Source organism: Albidovulum salinarum, from assembly GCF_025673475.1.
Taxonomy (GTDB): domain Bacteria; phylum Pseudomonadota; class Alphaproteobacteria; order Rhodobacterales; family Rhodobacteraceae; genus Albidovulum; species Albidovulum salinarum.
Genome location: NZ_JAOVQO010000007.1, coordinates 82,484 through 97,913 on the forward strand (window position 1 = coordinate 82,484; position 15,430 = coordinate 97,913).

Consider the following 15,430-nt stretch of genomic DNA (forward strand, 5'->3'; position numbering starts at 1 on the left):
ACCGGAGCGTTGCGTCACGAAGGCCTCAGCCCTTCACCCGCTCATTGCGCGTGGCGATCAGCTTCAGGCGCAGCGCGTTGAGGCGGATGAAGCCCTCGGCATCCTTCTGGTCGTAGGCGCCGGCATCTTCCTCAAAGGTGACGTGCTTCTCGCTGTAAAGCGAGTGATCCGACCAGCGCGCGACGGTCCGGGCCGAGCCCTTGTAGAGCTTCACGCGGACGGTGCCGGAGACATGCTCCTGGCTTTTGTCGATCAGCGCCTGCAGCATCTCGCGCTCGGGCGAGAACCAGAAGCCGTTGTAAATGAGCTCGGCATAGCGCGGCATGATCGAGTCCTTGAGATGCCCGGCGCCCGCATCCAGCGTGATCTGCTCGATGCCGCGGTGGGCTTCCAGAAGCACCGTGCCGCCCGGCGTCTCGTAGACTCCGCGCGACTTCATGCCAACGAAGCGGTTCTCCACGAGGTCGAGCCGGCCGACGCCATGCTTGCCCCCAAGCTCATTGAGCTTCGTCAGGATCGAAGCCGGGCTCATCGCCTCGCCGTTGATCGCGACGGCGTCGCCCTTCTCGAAGGTGATCTCCACCATTTCGGGCGTGTCGGGCGCTTCCTCGGGGTGCACGGTGCGCTGGTAGACGTAGTCCGGCGCCTCGTCGCCGGGGTTCTCCAGCACCTTGCCCTCGGAGGAGGTGTGAAGGAGGTTCGCATCGACCGAGAACGGCGCCTCGCCGCGCTTGTCCTTGGCGATCGGGATCTGGTTCGCCTCGGCGAACTCCAGAAGCCGGGTGCGCGAGGTCAGGTCCCATTCGCGCCACGGCGCGATGACCTTGATGTGGGGATTGAGCGCGTAGGCCGAAAGCTCGAACCGCACCTGGTCGTTGCCCTTGCCGGTCGCGCCATGCGCCACTGCGTCGGCGCCGGTCTCGGCGGCGATCTCCACCAGCCGCTTGGAGATCAGCGGCCGGGCGATCGAGGTGCCGAGGAGGTAAAGCCCCTCGTAAAGCGCGTTCGCGCGGAACATCGGGAAGACGAAGTCGCGCACGAACTCCTCGCGCACATCCTCGATGTAGATGTTCTCCGGCTTGATCCCCAGAAGCTCGGCCTTCCGGCGCGCCGGGTCCAGCTCCTCGCCCTGGCCGAGATCGGCGGTGAAGGTCACGACCTCGCAGCCATATTCGGTCTGCAGCCATTTCAGGATGATCGAGGTGTCGAGACCGCCGGAATAGGCAAGGACGACTTTCTTGGGCGCGGACATGGGGCACTCCGTCGGCGAGGGGGCAATCGCGCCCGCGATTAGCGGAGTTTCGACGCAAGGGCAAGCAACGGGTGCCCAAGCGGGCATCGCTTCCTTGACAGTCGCGCCCGTTCGTGGCCGAAGAGCCGGATCACGAGCGGAGGCACGGTAATGGACGGTTTTGCAAAGGCGGCACGGCAGGCGACCGAGGCGCTGCGGAGCCTGTTCCCGCCAACGCCGCTGCAGCGCAACGACCACCTCTCGGCCCGGTACGGTGCCGAGATCTGGCTCAAGCGCGAGGATCTGACTCCGGTGCGCAGCTACAAGCTGCGCGGCGCCTTCACCGCGATGCGCAAGACGCTGGCCGCCGACCCCGCGCACGGCCATTTCGTCTGTGCCAGTGCTGGCAACCACGCCCAGGGCGTCGCCTATGCCTGCCGCCATTTCGGGGTCCGCGGCACGATCTTCATGCCGGTCACGACGCCGCAGCAGAAAATCGACAAGACCAAGGTTTTCGGGCAGGATAGTGTCGAAATCAAACTGGTCGGCGACTATTTTGACCAGACGCTCGCGGCTGCGCAGCGTTACTGCGTCGAGGCCGAAGCACACTTCCTCTCGCCGTTCGACGACCCCGACGTGATCGAGGGACAGGCCAGCGTGGCGGTCGAGATCCTTGATCAGTTGGGCGAGGCGCCCGATCTGGTGATCCTGCCGGTCGGCGGCGGTGGCCTCGCCTCGGGCGTGACCGGATATCTTGCCGAAGTCGCTCCGCAGACCGACTATCGCTTCGTCGAACCCGCCGGCGGCGCGAGCCTTGCCGCCGCCGTTGCGGCCGGGGAGCCGGTGACGCTGAAGCGACTCAACAGTTTCGTCGACGGCGCCGCGGTGGCCCGGATCGGCGCCGAGCCGTTCGAGCGCCTGAGCTGGGCGCGGGCCGAGCAGATCCTCGCCGCGCCGGAGGACCGGATCTGCGTGACGATGCTGGAGATGCTGAACGCCGAGGGCATCGTGCTGGAGCCCGCGGGCGCGCTGTCGGTCGACGTGCTTCCGGTTCTGGCCGAGACGATCCGCGGCAAGCGGGTGGTCTGCGTCACCTCCGGCGGCAATTTCGATTTCGAACGCCTGCCGGAGGTCAAGGAACGCGCCCAGCGGTATTCCGGGCTGAAGAAGTACTTCATCCTGCGCATGCCGCAGCGTCCCGGCGCGCTGCGCGAGTTTCTCAGCATGCTCGGCCCGGATGACGACATTGCCCGGTTCGAGTACCTGAAGAAGTCTGCCCGCAACTTCGGTTCGGTCCTGATCGGTATCGAAACCAAGAGCGCCGACAATTTCGTCGCGCTGCGCGCGAAGTTCGACGACGCGGCCTTTACTTACCGGGATATCACCGAGGACGAGGCGCTGGCCGAGTTCCTGATCTGAGCATTGCGTTCAAGCTGCGGACGCGCCGGTGCCTGCGCCGGCGGCGAGTCCGGCCATGAACTCGGTCTTGGACGCAAAATAACTTGCGACGATGCGGCCGATGTCGATCTCGCCCGCACGGCCGGTCGCGGCGCGGCGCTCGCCGTCCTGGCACAGCGCGCCGAACTCGGCAAAGCCGAGGTTCCAGGCGCCGCCTTTCATGAAATGCAGATCGGCCTCGAAGCGCGCCGGCTCCGGGGTAGAGCCGAGCCGCCTCACGATCCCCTCGACCTCGTCCAGAAACAGTTCCACGATCTCGTCAAGGCCGTCGGCGCCGACCTCGGCCCGCAAATCGTCCACCCGCGTCCAATTTATCATCGAGCCCATCCCGGCGAAAAATACCTTGTGCCGGAACTCTATGCGCGGAGTCTTGCGGGCAGGTTAACCGGTGGCAGACCCCGACCGCGGGACCCTGTTCAGGCGATCTTAACCTGGCCGGCGCTAGCGTTCCGCGACGACCGGAACGTCCGGGCGAAGGATCATGTGAGTGCAAGCAAGTCCGACCATAGAAACCGGCTCGGCGCGTGCCGCGGCCGCGGTGCGCCGCGTGATGGTGGTCGACGACAGCCGAATGCAGCGGCGGATCCTCAGTTCCCAGTTGGCGCGCTCGGGATACGAAGTGCTCGAGGCCGGAAGTGCTGAGGAGGCGCTGGATATCTCGGCGGCCACCGCACCCGACCTCGTGATCTCGGACTGGATGATGCCGGGCATGACCGGGATCGAGTTCTGCCAGGCCCTCCGCGACCGTCTGCAGAGTGGCTACACCTACTTCATCCTCCTGACCTCCAAGACGGAATCGGCCGAGATTGCCCGCGGTCTGGAAAGCGGTGCCGATGATTTCCTCACCAAGCCGGTCAGCGGGGATGAGCTGCGGGCCCGAATCGCTGCGGGGGAACGCATTCTCAGGATGGAGCGCGAGCTCACCGAGAAGAACCGCCTGCTGTCCTCCACCCTGGATGAGCTTCAGGCGATCTACGATTCAGTTGACCGCGACCTCGTGGAGGCGAGAAAGCTGCAGCAAAGCCTGGTCCGCGAGCGGCACCGCAGTTTCGGCAATGCCGAGGTCAGCCTGCTTCTTCGTCCCTCCGGCCATGTCGGCGGCGACCTCGTCGGGTTCTTCCCGATCAACGCCCGCCGGGTCGGATTGTTCTCGATTGACGTTTCCGGTCACGGCATCACCTCCGCGCTGATGACCGCGCGCCTGGCGGGCTACCTGTCGGGCAATTCTCCCGAGCAGAACGTGGCGCTGGTCTTGACCGAGTTCGGGATCTACGACGCGCGCGATCCGGCGGACCTCGCCGAGCAACTGAATCGTCTCGTGTTCCGCGAGTTGCAGACCGAGAACTACTTCACCTTGGCCTATGCCGATGTCGATCTCGTGACCGGCCGGGTGGTCATGGTGCAGGCCGGCCATCCCTATCCGGCGATCCTGCGTGCCGACGGGCGGGTGGAATACCTCGGGCAGGGTGGGCTGCCGATCGGCCTTATCGAGGAGGCCGGGTACGAGCCGTTCGAGGCGCAGCTTTCGGCTGGCGACCGGCTGTTCCTGATGTCCGACGGGATCACTGAGGCCGAGAATCAGGCGGGTGTGCAGCTTGGCGAAGATGAGCTCGCCCAGCTGATGACCCTGCGGTCAGGAGTGTCGGGTGCCGCATTCCTCGACGCCCTGATGCAGGATCTGGCCAGTTTCGCGGGCGCGGAATTCGGAGACGATATCTCGGGCGTCTTCTTCGAGTTCCACGGTGCGAAGGCGAACCGGGACTAGAGCGTGCGCAACACCCGCGCGAGGAAATGCCGGTCGCCGCTGTTGCCGAGGATCGGCACCGCTGCTTCGGCGGGCATCCAGATCGCGCTGTGGCCGGGCTCGGTCGGCGGTCCGTGGCGGCGCGCGGGGCGGGCGAGGTAGATCGTGCAGAGCTTCTCGGCCCATTTGTCGTATTCGGGCATGTAGACGAAGCGCCGGAACGCGCCGATGCGGCGCGGCGCGGTGATCGACCAGCCGGTTTCTTCGCGCACCTCGCGGTGCAGCGCCCAGAGCGGCGACTCGCCCGGGTCGATGCCGCCTCCCGGGAGCTGGAACTCCGGATCGGGTTCAGCCTGGTGGGTGAGCAGGACATCCCGGCCGCGCAGGAGGACGGCATAGACGCCGTGCCGCAGCCCGTAACGCTGGCCGCGCACCAGCGGCTCCCCGAATCGCCTTATCATGCTCCGCCCTTGGCCCCGAGGTTGTCGTCCCCATATAGTCGCGGTATGGCAGGGCGCAGGCCACAAGGAAACCCCATGACCAACCTGACCAAGATCGCCTGGGACGATACCGTTCTGCCGTTCCAGCTCGACCGGTCCGATATTCGCGGGCGTGTGGCGCGTCTCGACGGCGTACTCGACCGGATCCTCACCCAGCACCGTTATCCGCCGGCGGTGGAAGCCTTGGTGGCGGAGGCGGCGCTGCTGACCGCGCTGATCGGCCAGACGATCAAGCTGCGCTGGAAGCTCTCGCTGCAGATCCGCGGCGACGGGCCGGTGCGGATCATCGCCACCGATTACTACGCGCCTTCGGCCGACGGCGCCTCCGCGCGGATCCGCGCCTGGGCGTCCTATGACGCGGAGCGGGTGCATCCCGCGGCACCTGGCTTTGCCCAGATCGGCGAGGGCTATTTCGCGATTCTGCTCGACCAGGGTGCCGGCAACGTCCCCTATCAGGGCATCACACCCCTGTCGGGCGGCTCGCTTTCGGCCTGCGCAGAGACGTATTTCGCCCAGTCGGAGCAGCTTCCGACACGCTTTGCGCTGTCCTTCGGACGTTCGACCCTGCCGGGCGAGTCCGAACACTGGCGCGCCGGCGGGGTGATGCTGCAGCACATGCCGAAGGCCTCGGCGCCAATCACCAGCGACGGCGGTAGCGGCGAGGGCGGACTGCTCGCGGCCGAGGACATTCTCGACGGCGAGGAGGGCGAGAACTGGTCCCGCGCCAACCTCCTGCTCGACACCGTCGAGGAGCTGGAACTGATCGGTCCGCAACTCGCGCCGACCGATCTCCTGGTGCGGCTCTTCCACGAGGAAGTGCCGCGGGTCTTCGATGCGCAGTCGGTACAATTCGGCTGTTCCTGCTCTTCGGACAAGGTACGCGACAGCCTGTCGATCTATTCGGCCAAGGATATCGGTCACATGACCACCGACGACGGCATCGTCACCGCCGATTGCCAGTTCTGCGGCGCGCATTACGAGTTCGATCCCGCGACGCTCGGTTTCGAGGCGACCAGGACGCCCGATGACGGTGAGTGACCCGCTGGCCGCGGTGCTGCGGGCGCTGGAACGGCCGGGCCGCGACACGTCGGATTACGATCTCAACCCCGGCATTGTGCTGCCCGAAGGCCGCGTGCTCCGGCCGGCGGCGGTGCTGGTGCCGTTCCTCTGCGGCCCGGCGGGGATCGAGGTGGTGCTGACCAAACGCTCGTCGCGGCTGAAGCACCATCCCGGCCAGATCGCCTTTCCCGGCGGCAAGGTCGATGCGACCGATGCCGGCCCGGTCGAGGCAGCCCTGCGCGAGGCGCGCGAGGAGATCGGCCTTCCGCAGGGCGCGGTCGAGATCCTGGGCACCTGGGCGGCGCATGAGACCGTGACCGGTTTCTCCGTGACCCCGGTTTTCGGCCGGATCAGACACGCTTTCGAACCCGCGCCGGAGGCCGGAGAAGTCGACGAGGTGTTCTCGGTGCCGCTCGCCCATGTCGCGGACCCGGCGCGGTTCCGGATCGAGGGCCGGCGCTGGCGCGGCGAAATGCGGCGCTACTACGTCGTGCCCTACGGCCCCTATTACATCTGGGGCGCGACCGCGCGGATCCTCCGGGCGCTGGCGGACCGGATGGCGGAATGAGGATCAGCGGCGAATGGCTTGCGGAGGAGGGGGTGCAGCGGGTGCTGCATCTTCTGACCGATGCCGGCCATCAGGCCTATCTCGTCGGCGGCTGCGTCCGAAACGCGCTCTTTGGCCGCCCTGTTGCCGATATCGATATTGCGACCGATGCAGAGCCGTCCCGCGTGGTGGAGCTTGGCCGCAAGGCGCGGCTCAAGGTGGTGCCGACCGGGATCGAGCACGGCACGGTGACGGTCATCGTTGCGGGCGAGCCGCACGAGGTCACCACCTTCCGCCGCGATGTCGAGACCGATGGCCGGCGCGCCAAGGTGGCCTATTCGCGCCGTATCGAGGAGGACGCGGCGCGGCGCGACTTCACCATGAACGCGCTCTATGCCGATGCCGAGGGCCGGATCGTCGATCCGATCGGCGGGCTTCCCGACCTTCATACCCGCCGGGTGCGCTTCGTCGGCGACGCCGATGCGCGGATCCGCGAGGACTATCTCAGGATCCTCCGCTTCTTCCGCTTCCATGCGCTCTACGGCGACGCCGAGGCCGGGATGGATGCCGAGGCGATCGCCGCCTGCGCTGCCAATTCGGCTGGAATAGACACGCTTTCGCGCGAACGGATCGGCCACGAGATGCGCCGGCTGCTCGCCGCACCCGATCCCGCCCCGGCGGTCGCGGCGATGCGGGCGACGAGCGTTCTCGCCCGCATCCTGCCGGGCGCCGATCCGCGCGCGCTCGGCCCGCTCGTGCATGTCGAGCCGCCCTATGCGCCCGACTGGCTGCGGCGTCTCGCGGCCCTCGGCGGCCAGGACCGCGTGGAGGCGCTGCGCCTGTCGCGTGACGAGGCGCGTCGGCTGGAGATCCTGACCGACGGGATCGGCGGCACGGTGGCACCGGCGGAGCTGGCCTACCGTCACGATGCGGGCATGGCGCGCGACATTGTCCTGCTGCGCGCGGCCCTGCTTGCGGCTTCGCTGCCCGAGGGCTGGGAAGCCGAGGTCGCGAAAGGCGCCGCCGCCGAGTTTCCGATCCGCGCCGCCGATCTGATGCCGGCGCTCTCCGGGCTGGCGCTCGGCGCGCGGCTGAAGGAGCTCGAGACGCGCTGGATCGCGTCGGATTTCAAATTGTCACGGGAACAATTGCTGGGTTGAAATCCGCCGGCCGCTTCGGTCAGGATGCGCGGCATTCCACATTCGAGGGTCCGCAATGCCGCCCGAAGCCTTCCCGGCGCTTGTCGCGCTGGCCATCGCCACGCTGTTCACGCCGGGCCCCAACAACGCGATGCTCGCGGCGTCGGGCGCGAATTTCGGCTTCCGCCGGACCATTCCGCACTGGCTGGGCGTGGCAACCGGCTTCCCGCTGATGTTGCTGGTGGTCGGCCTCGCGCTCGGCGGCCTCTTTCAGGCGAGCGCGATCCTCCGCGAGGCCCTGCGCTGGGGCGGCGCGGCACTGCTCCTGTGGATCGCCTGGAAAGTCGCGACTTCGGGCGGGATAGGGTCGAAAACCGCCGATGCGCGGCCGATGACCTATATCGAGGCGCTGGGTTTTCAGTGGGTCAATCCCAAGGCCTGGTCGATGGCTGTCGCGGCGACCTCGCAGTTCATCCTGCCAGCGGCGCCGATCACCACGGCGGCGATCGTCACCGCGGTGTTCCTGACGCTCGGCCTCGGCTCGGGCGCGACCTGGTGCTACGCCGGGCAGGCGATCGCGCGATGGCTGACCACGGCGAAGCGGCTCAAGGTCTTCAACCTCGTCATGGCGGGTCTGATCGTGCTGTCGATCGTGGAACTCGTCCGGCACTGAGACTGTACCACGCACCGTGGTACAATCCCGCGCGTGACAAAGTCGCGCGATTGCGCTATCGGAGGAACGTCAAACGGAGGGTTGCAATATGATGTACGGGATCTTTCGACCGAGCACCTGAGCCGGATCGATCCCGTAGGGGCGGTCCCGCGACGCACCGCCTGTTCCCATATTGCCTCTGACGGATTCACTCCATGTTCCGCTTCTTCGAAAACCTCGTTGACCCCTATGTCAGCTATGAAGAGACCGATACGCCGCCCCGGCACGTGCTCCCGTTCCTGATGGAGTACGCACGGCCGTTCCGCGCGGTTTTCGTCGTCACGGCGATCTTCACGACGCTCGTCGCGATGATCGAGATCGCGCTGATCTGGTATGTCGGTCGGCTCGTCGATCTCCTGAGCAGCGGCGCGCCGGCCGAGATCTTGGCCGCGAACGGCACCGAGTTCATCCTTGCCGCTCTGGCGGTCTTGCTGCTGCGTCCGATCCTCAGCGGCATCGACGTGGCGCTTCTCCACAACACGATCATGCCGAACTTCGGGGCGCTCATCCGCTGGCGGTCGCATCGCCACGTCCTGCGCCAGCCTGTCGGCTGGTTCGAGAACGACTTCGCCGGGCGGATCGCCAACCGGATCATGCAAACGCCGCCCGCCGCAAACGATGCGGTCTTTCAGACCTTCGACGCGGTTGCGTTCGCCGTCACAACCCTGATCGGATCGGTCGCGCTTTTGTCTCTGGCCGATGTCCGGCTCGTCGTGCCGCTCATCGTCTGGATCGTGCTTTACATTGTGCTTCTGCGCTGGACCGTGAAGCGGGTGGGCCCCGCGTCGACCGCCGCCTCGGATGCGCGGTCGGTCGTGACGGGTCGGGTCGTCGACAGCTACACCAACATCCATTCCGTCAAGATGTTCGCGCACGATGACCGCGAGGTCAGCTATGCGGGTGAAGCGATCGAGAATGCGCGAAAGACGGCTCAGACGGAAATGCGACTCATCACCAAGATGGACGTCACACTGACCATTCTGAACGGGTGTCTCATCGTCGCGGTCACCGGGCTGGCCCTGTTGCTCTGGTATCATGGCCAGGCGACGATCGGCCTCGTTGCGGCGGCAACCGCACTTGTCCTCAGGCTCAACAACATGACCTACTGGATCATGTGGGCGACGTCGAACCTCGTTCAGGCGCTGGGCGTTGTGCGCGAGGGGATGGAAACCATCGCGCAGCCCGTCGCGCTGCTCGACCGCACGGGCGCGAAGCCGCTGGACCACCGCGCGGGCCGGATCGAGATGCAGTCCCTTTCGCACCACTACGGGCGCGGGTCGGGTGGCCTTGCCGGAGTCGACCTGGCCATCCAGCCGGGCGAGAAGATCGGCCTTGTCGGCCGCTCGGGTTCGGGTAAGACGACGCTCGTGAAGCTCATGCTGCGCTTCTACGACGCCGAGGGCGGGCGCATCCTGATCGACGGTCAGGACATCGCCCATGTCACGCAGGACAGCTTGCGGCGGAAGATCGGTATGGTGCAGCAGGATTCGTCCCTGCTCCATCGTTCGGTCCGGGACAATATCCTCTATGGCCGGCCTGACGCAGGAGACGAGGAGATGATCGACGCCGCGACGCGAGCCGAGGCTCATGACTTCATCCGCGACTTGACCGATCCCGAGGGTCGTACCGGCTATGACGCGCAGGTCGGCGAGCGCGGGGTGAAGCTGTCGGGCGGCCAGCGCCAGCGGGTGGCGCTCGCGCGCGTGATCCTGAAGAACGCGCCGATCCTTGTCCTGGACGAGGCAACCTCGGCGCTCGACAGCGAGGTCGAGGCGGCGATCCAGGAGACGCTCTACGGCGTCATGGAGGGCAAGACCGTGATCGCCATCGCGCACCGGCTTTCGACCATCGCGCGGATGGACCGGATCGTTGTGCTCGACGACGGCCGCATCGCCGAAGAGGGAACCCACGCCGAGCTGCTGGCGAAAGGCGGCCTTTACGCCCGTTTCTGGGAGAGGCAGTCTGGCGGCTTCATTGGCACGGACGAGGAGCAGGAGGCCGCGGAATGAAGATGGGCGACATGATCGACGCCTTTCGCCCCGCCGAAGGCCCTCCGCCGAGAACGCTCGGCGCGTTCCTCCTGTGGTGCCTTTCCGGCGCCTGGGGGCCGCTCGTGCTGGCCGCGATCCTCTCGGCCGCGGCCGGCACGATGGAGGTCTTGACCGCCTGGTATCTCGGACGCGTCGTCGATCTCGCCGGGACCGGCGATGCCGCGACGGTCTTCGCCGATCACTGGCCGATGCTTCTGGGCTTCGTGATCTTCCTCGTCGTGCTGCGCCCCGTCGCCTTCGGGCTTTCGGCCGCGTCGAACTCGATCGTGGTGCAGCCGAACGTGCTGCCGCTGGTGCTCTCCCGGCTGCATCGCTGGACGATGGGGCAGGCGGTCACCTTCTTCGACAACGACTTCGCCGGGCGGATCGCGCAGAAGCAGATGCAGGCCGCGCGGGCGGTGACCGATGTCGCGAGCGAGTCGATCAACACCATCGCCTTCGCGCTCGCGTCGATGATCGGCTCGGTGCTGTTCCTCCTGACGATCGACCCCTGGATGGCAGCGGCGCTGGGCGTCTGGATCATTGCCTATCTCGCCCTGATCCGCGCCTTCCTGCCCCGCGTGCGCGGCAAATCGGCGGCGCGGGCCGGAGCGCGGGCGATGGTGACCGGGCAGGTGGTCGACACGATCACCAACATCAAGACCGTAAAGCTCTTCGCCCATGCCGATCACGAGGACAAGGCGGCCTTGCGCGCAATGTCGGGCTTCCGCGAGACCGCGCTCGATTTCGGGGTGCTCTCGGCCTGGTTCCGGTTGGCGCTGATGACCATTGCCGGGGTGCTTCCGGTGATCTTGATCGGCGGCACGCTCTGGCTCTGGTCGCTCGGCCACGCCACGGCGGGCGACATTGCCGCCGCCGGGGCGGTCTCCATCCGCATCGCGCAGATGACCGGCTGGGTCAGCTTTACCCTCATGTCGATCTATGCGTCGATCGGCGAGGTGGAGGACGGCATCCGCACCCTGACCCCGCCCCATACCCTGACCGATGCGCCCGATGCCGGCCGGCTTCACCAGATCGCGGGCGAGGTTCGCTTCGACGCTGTGAGTTTCGCCTATGGCCGCAAGAAGGGCGGGCTCGACGGGGTCAAGCTGACCGTGCGGCCGGGCGAGAAGATCGGCATCGTCGGTGCCTCCGGCGCCGGGAAATCGACGCTGGTGGCGCTGCTTCTCAGGCTCTATGACGCCGAAAAGGGGCGGATTCTGGTGGACGGTCGCGACGTGAGAGAGGTCACTCAGGAGAGCCTGCGCCACCAGATCGCGATGGTCACGCAGGAGACCGCGATGTTCAACCGGTCAGCACGCGACAATATCCTCTACGGCCGCCCCAACGCGACCGAGGAGGAGATGATCGCCGCCGCCAAGGCCGCCGAAGCGGACGAGTTCATCCGGACGCTGCAGGACCACAAGGGCCGCATGGGATATGACGCGCATCTCGGCGAACGCGGGGTGAAGCTCTCGGGCGGCCAGCGTCAGCGCATTGCACTGGCCCGCGCCTTCCTGAAGGACGCGCCGATCCTGGTGCTGGACGAGGCGACCTCGGCGCTCGACAGCGAGGTCGAGGCGCAGGTTCAGGGCGCGTTGCACCGGGTGATGGAGGGCAAGACCGTGCTCGCGATCGCCCACCGGCTCTCGACCATCGCCGAGATGGACCGGATCGTGGTGCTCGATCAGGGCCGGATCGTCGAGCAAGGCAGCCATGCCGAGCTGCTGGCGCTTGGCGGGCTTTACGCGCGCTACTGGGACCGGCAGTCGGGCGGCTTCATCTGCGTCGAGGAGGCGGCGGAGTGAGGCTGACCATCGAGCGTCTCGGCCATCTCGGCGACGGGATCGCCGAAGGTCCGGTCTTCGTGCCGATGGCCCTGCCCGGCGAGGTCGTCGAGGGCGAGGTCGAGGCCGGCCGCATGGCGAGCCCGAAGATCGTCACGCCGTCGCCCGGCCGGGTCAAGCCTGCCTGTCCGCATTACCGCGCCTGCGGCGGCTGCGCGCTGATGCATGCCTCGGATGCGTTCGTCGCCGACTGGAAGGCGGACGTGGTGCGCACCGCGCTTGCCGCGCAGCGGCTGGAGGCGGAGTTCCGCCCGGTCGTCACCTCCGCCGCGCACTCCCGACGCCGGGCGACGCTGGCCGGGCGGCGGACGAAGAAGGGCGCGCTCGTCGGCTTTCATGGTCGCGCTTCGGATACGTTCGTGGAGGTGCCGGGGTGCCTGCTCCTGCATCCCGATCTGATCGCCGTGATGCCGGTCCTGAGCGAAATCACCATGCTCGGCGCCTCGCGGAAGGGCGAGCTCGCGCTCACTGTCACGCGCAGCGACGGCGGCGTCGATCTGGCGGTTTCGGGTGGAAAACCGCTGGAACAGAGCCTGTTTTCGGCGCTCGCGGATCTTGCGCGCCGCGCTGGGTTCGCACGGATGAGCTGGGACGGGGAGCCTGTAGCCAATCGCCGCCCGCCGGTACAACGCTTTGGCGCGGCAAGCGTCTCTCCGCCGGCCGGCGCCTTTCTGCAGGCCACGGAGGAAGGCGAGGCGGCGCTGGTCGCGGCGGTGCGCGACGCGGTCGGCAACGCGCGGCGGATTGCCGACCTCTTTTCCGGCTGCGGGACCTTCGCGCTGCCCCTGGCCGAGAATGCCGAGATCCATGCGGTCGAGGGTGAGGCAGCGATGCTCGCCGCGCTCGATGCCGGCTGGCGGCGCGCCGAGGGGCTGCACCGGGTCACGACCGAGGCACGCGATCTGTTCCGGCGGCCGCTTATGCCGGACGAGCTGAAGCGGTACGACGCGGTGGTGATCGACCCGCCCCGCGCGGGGGCCGAGGCGCAGGCGCGCGAACTCGCGGGTTCGGGGGTACCCGTCATTGCCGCCGTCTCGTGCAATCCAGTCACCTTCGCGCGTGATTCGCGAATCATCGCTGCCGCCGGCTACCGCCTCGACTGGGTCCAGGTCGTGGACCAGTTCCGCTGGTCGCCGCATGTCGAAGTGGTGGCCCGGTTCTCGCGCTGACCGGATTTCCCATCGGCGGAAATCTGCCTGCTTCCGGTACGGCGCAGTTGCGTGTAAAAAGGAAGAAAACAAAGTTGGCAGGCAAGGGCAGTGATCATGTTGAACCGCAGATCATTCGTGTGGATGGCGGCGCTGGGCGCGCTGGCCGGGTGCGGATCGAAATTCCGGACCTACAACGGGCCTGAGGTCACCCGGATCGTCATCTACAAGGGAGAGCGCAAGATGCATCTCGTCAACGGGACGACTGCGCTCAAGAGTTACAAGATTGCGCTGGGCGGCAATCCGATCGGCGACAAGCAGTACGAAGGAGACCAGCGTACGCCCGAGGGCGCCTATCTGATCGACCGTCGCAACCCGAACAGCAGCTACCACCTGTCGCTCGGCATCTCCTATCCGAACGAACAGGACGTTGCCCAGGCCAATGCGATCGGCAAGTCTGCGGGCGGGGACATCTTCATCCACGGCCGTGCGAGGAAGCATCGCAGGCGCGGCAAGGACTGGACGGCGGGCTGCATCGCCGTCAAGGACCGCGAGATGGAGGAGGTCTACTCCATGGTCCGGGTCGGCACGCCGATCTATATCCTGCCATGAGAAAAGGCGGCCCGAAGGCCGCCTTTTTCACTTGTATCGCAATGATTTAACCGCCGGTGACCAGCGTCCACCAGATCTTGCCGCTCGGCTCCTGATACCAGGAGAAGCCGACATCGCGCGCGTTCGGATCGAGGATCACCGCGCGCGTGTCAGGCACGTCCATCCAGGCCGAGAGCGTCTCGAGCTCGGTCTCGTAGGTCTCCGAGATGTTCTCGCCGAGCATCATGCCGGGATAGCCCGCGCGCTGCACTCGCAGGAGCGGCGAGGAACCGTCGGAGCCGAAATGCCACGGCCGGTTCTGCACGGCCATGTCGCGCGAATGGGTCGCCGCAGCGGCGGTAAGCTGCGAATTCAGGTTCAGCGGCGCGGCACCGGAGGCGCCGCGCAGCGTGTTGACCGAATCCACCATGGAATAGGTGACGCGTCCCTCGTCGCCGGGCTTGATCACATATGCCTTGGGCAGGGGGCGCCCGTCAGGACCGACCGCCGGCGGTGTCGTGGCGCAGCCCGCGACGGTCAGCGCGGCGACAAGAAACAGGCCGAGAAGTCTTATCATGGAATGGCTACCTTCGTTTCTGCAATCCCGTCCTTTACAGGCTCGGCCAACGGTGTTCAAACGCGTTCTTGCGCGGTCGGCATGTTCTGACGTCAGAGTGAATTGAGAAACCCGGCCGGTGCCGATAATCTGCGCCGCGTCACGGGCAACGGCCCGCCTAATAACATCGGAACAAGGTGACCTGAGGATGAGCTCCAATCCCACCCGCACATTCAGCCGCCGCGCGGTCCTGGGAACCGCGGCCGCGTTCGGCGCGACGCTCGCGGCGCCTGCGCTGGCGCAGACCGGTCCCGAAACCTACGAGGTCGAGGGCGATATCGGCTCCAACACGCGCCGCAACGTCTCGAGCTTCCGCTCGCTGCAGTGGCAACCCTATTTCAGCAACACGCGGAATGGCGCGGTCCTCGTGGACACGACTTCGCGTGCGCTGCACTTCTGGTCTGAAGACCAGACGATCTACCGGCTCTATCCGACCAGCGTGCCGCTGACCGAGGACCTGACCCGTCGCGGCCGGACCGAGATCGTGCGCAAGGTCGTGGGCCCGGAATGGCGCCCGACGCCGGAAATGAAGAAGCGCAACCCGGAATGGCCGGACTATGTCGGACCGGGGCCGGACAATCCGCTCGGGACCCACGCTCTGTACCTGTCCTGGCAGTATTATCGGATCCACGGGACGCACGACACGCGCAAGATCGGCCGTCGGTCGTCGAATGGGTGCGTCGGCCTTTATAACGAACACATCGCCGAACTCTATTCGCTCACGCAAGTTGGCACACAGGTGTTGCTAATTTGACGACAAGCGCGAAACCTTTGGTATTACCCGCTAACTGCCGGTTGCAATGTCGGA

General features: G+C 66.7%; 15 protein-coding genes. 11 read left to right on the forward strand and 4 right to left on the reverse strand.

Translation table 11 applies throughout. The features are described from left to right. Positions 1 to 25: 25 nt before the first annotated feature. A complete protein-coding gene (locus OEZ60_RS08865) occupies positions 26 to 1,252 on the reverse strand; it encodes an argininosuccinate synthase (protein WP_263335191.1) in 1,227 nt (408 codons plus the stop codon). A gap of 150 nt (positions 1,253 to 1,402) precedes the next feature. Here OEZ60_RS08865 and ilvA point away from each other — a divergent pair, with 150 nt between their 5' ends. Continuing rightward, positions 1,403 to 2,650 (forward strand): threonine ammonia-lyase IlvA, encoded by a 1,248-nt coding sequence (ilvA, locus tag OEZ60_RS08870; protein ID WP_263335193.1) that lies wholly within the window; start codon positions 1,403 to 1,405, stop codon positions 2,648 to 2,650. Positions 2,651 to 2,659: 9 nt separating this feature from the next. Here ilvA and OEZ60_RS08875 read toward each other — a convergent pair whose 3' ends face one another. Then, a complete protein-coding gene (locus OEZ60_RS08875; RefSeq protein WP_263335194.1) occupies positions 2,660 to 3,007 on the reverse strand; it encodes an Hpt domain-containing protein in 348 nt (115 codons plus the stop codon). A 232-nt stretch (positions 3,008 to 3,239) separates the two neighbouring features. Between OEZ60_RS08875 and OEZ60_RS08880 the strand changes: the two genes are divergently transcribed. Further along, positions 3,240 to 4,454: a PP2C family protein-serine/threonine phosphatase gene (locus OEZ60_RS08880; protein ID WP_263335409.1), complete on the forward strand. Its 1,215-nt coding sequence runs from the start codon at positions 3,240 to 3,242 to the stop codon at positions 4,452 to 4,454. Here the strand turns inward: OEZ60_RS08880 and OEZ60_RS08885 are convergent. Further along, complete coding sequence (locus OEZ60_RS08885; RefSeq protein WP_263335196.1) at positions 4,451 to 4,894, reverse strand: NUDIX hydrolase; 444 nt, start codon at positions 4,892 to 4,894, stop codon at positions 4,451 to 4,453. The genes OEZ60_RS08880 and OEZ60_RS08885 overlap by 4 nt on opposite strands. Before the next feature lie 75 nt (positions 4,895 to 4,969). Between OEZ60_RS08885 and hslO the strand changes: the two genes are divergently transcribed. The 8 genes from hslO to OEZ60_RS08925 all read left to right on the forward strand — a co-directional run bounded on the left by hslO (position 4,970) and on the right by OEZ60_RS08925 (position 14,027). After that, complete coding sequence (gene hslO, locus OEZ60_RS08890; RefSeq protein ID WP_263335197.1) at positions 4,970 to 5,971, forward strand: Hsp33 family molecular chaperone HslO; 1,002 nt, start codon at positions 4,970 to 4,972, stop codon at positions 5,969 to 5,971. After that, complete coding sequence (locus OEZ60_RS08895; RefSeq protein ID WP_263335198.1) at positions 5,958 to 6,560, forward strand: CoA pyrophosphatase; 603 nt, start codon at positions 5,958 to 5,960, stop codon at positions 6,558 to 6,560. Before hslO ends, OEZ60_RS08895 begins: the two co-directional genes overlap by 14 nt. Continuing rightward, complete coding sequence (locus OEZ60_RS08900) at positions 6,557 to 7,699, forward strand: CCA tRNA nucleotidyltransferase (protein ID WP_263335200.1); 1,143 nt, start codon at positions 6,557 to 6,559, stop codon at positions 7,697 to 7,699. The genes OEZ60_RS08895 and OEZ60_RS08900 overlap by 4 nt, the downstream gene beginning before the upstream one ends. Positions 7,700 to 7,754: 55 nt before the next feature. Continuing rightward, positions 7,755 to 8,351, forward strand: coding sequence for a LysE family translocator (locus OEZ60_RS08905; protein WP_263335201.1), 597 nt, complete (start codon positions 7,755 to 7,757; stop codon positions 8,349 to 8,351). Between the two features lie 194 nt (positions 8,352 to 8,545). Continuing rightward, complete coding sequence (locus OEZ60_RS08910; RefSeq protein WP_263335202.1) at positions 8,546 to 10,399, forward strand: ABC transporter ATP-binding protein; 1,854 nt, start codon at positions 8,546 to 8,548, stop codon at positions 10,397 to 10,399. Beyond that, entirely contained in the window at positions 10,396 to 12,228 is a 1,833-nt protein-coding gene (locus OEZ60_RS08915; protein ID WP_263335204.1) for an ABC transporter ATP-binding protein, read from the forward strand. Before OEZ60_RS08910 ends, OEZ60_RS08915 begins: the two co-directional genes overlap by 4 nt. Next, on the forward strand, positions 12,225 to 13,436 hold the full coding sequence (locus OEZ60_RS08920; RefSeq protein ID WP_263335205.1) for a class I SAM-dependent RNA methyltransferase: 1,212 nt from the start codon (positions 12,225 to 12,227) through the stop codon (positions 13,434 to 13,436). Before OEZ60_RS08915 ends, OEZ60_RS08920 begins: the two co-directional genes overlap by 4 nt. A gap of 123 nt (positions 13,437 to 13,559) precedes the next feature. Further along, the gene (locus tag OEZ60_RS08925) at positions 13,560 to 14,027 is read left to right on the forward strand and encodes a L,D-transpeptidase family protein (protein ID WP_263335207.1); all 468 of its coding nucleotides are present in this window, start codon (positions 13,560 to 13,562) and stop codon (positions 14,025 to 14,027) included. 46 nt (positions 14,028 to 14,073) lie between these two features. Here OEZ60_RS08925 and dalA read toward each other — a convergent pair whose 3' ends face one another. Beyond that, positions 14,074 to 14,583: a divisome-associated lipoprotein DalA gene (gene dalA, locus OEZ60_RS08930; protein ID WP_263335208.1), complete on the reverse strand. Its 510-nt coding sequence runs from the start codon at positions 14,581 to 14,583 to the stop codon at positions 14,074 to 14,076. Between the two features lie 187 nt (positions 14,584 to 14,770). On the opposite strand from dalA, the gene OEZ60_RS08935 reads away from it, so the two are divergent. After that, the gene (locus tag OEZ60_RS08935; protein WP_263335210.1) at positions 14,771 to 15,376 is read left to right on the forward strand and encodes a L,D-transpeptidase; all 606 of its coding nucleotides are present in this window, start codon (positions 14,771 to 14,773) and stop codon (positions 15,374 to 15,376) included. Positions 15,377 to 15,430 lie beyond the last annotated feature (54 nt).

Coding starts and splice junctions, on each gene's coding strand:
- ilvA (WP_263335193.1), top strand. CDS start 1,403: ATGGACGGTTTTGCAAAGGCGGCACGGCAGGCGACCGAGGCGCTGCGG.
- OEZ60_RS08925 (WP_263335207.1), top strand. CDS start 13,560: ATGGCGGCGCTGGGCGCGCTGGCCGGGTGCGGATCGAAATTCCGGACC.
- hslO (WP_263335197.1), top strand. CDS start 4,970: ATGACCAACCTGACCAAGATCGCCTGGGACGATACCGTTCTGCCGTTC.
- OEZ60_RS08880 (WP_263335409.1), top strand. CDS start 3,240: ATGGTGGTCGACGACAGCCGAATGCAGCGGCGGATCCTCAGTTCCCAG.
- OEZ60_RS08895 (WP_263335198.1), top strand. CDS start 5,958: ATGACGGTGAGTGACCCGCTGGCCGCGGTGCTGCGGGCGCTGGAACGG.
- OEZ60_RS08915 (WP_263335204.1), top strand. CDS start 10,396: ATGAAGATGGGCGACATGATCGACGCCTTTCGCCCCGCCGAAGGCCCT.
- OEZ60_RS08885 (WP_263335196.1), bottom strand. CDS start 4,894: ATGATAAGGCGATTCGGGGAGCCGCTGGTGCGCGGCCAGCGTTACGGG.
- OEZ60_RS08900 (WP_263335200.1), top strand. CDS start 6,557: ATGAGGATCAGCGGCGAATGGCTTGCGGAGGAGGGGGTGCAGCGGGTG.
- OEZ60_RS08910 (WP_263335202.1), top strand. CDS start 8,546: ATGTTCCGCTTCTTCGAAAACCTCGTTGACCCCTATGTCAGCTATGAA.
- OEZ60_RS08905 (WP_263335201.1), top strand. CDS start 7,755: ATGCCGCCCGAAGCCTTCCCGGCGCTTGTCGCGCTGGCCATCGCCACG.
- dalA (WP_263335208.1), bottom strand. CDS start 14,583: ATGATAAGACTTCTCGGCCTGTTTCTTGTCGCCGCGCTGACCGTCGCG.
- OEZ60_RS08875 (WP_263335194.1), bottom strand. CDS start 3,007: ATGATAAATTGGACGCGGGTGGACGATTTGCGGGCCGAGGTCGGCGCC.
- OEZ60_RS08865 (WP_263335191.1), bottom strand. CDS start 1,252: ATGTCCGCGCCCAAGAAAGTCGTCCTTGCCTATTCCGGCGGTCTCGAC.
- OEZ60_RS08935 (WP_263335210.1), top strand. CDS start 14,771: ATGAGCTCCAATCCCACCCGCACATTCAGCCGCCGCGCGGTCCTGGGA.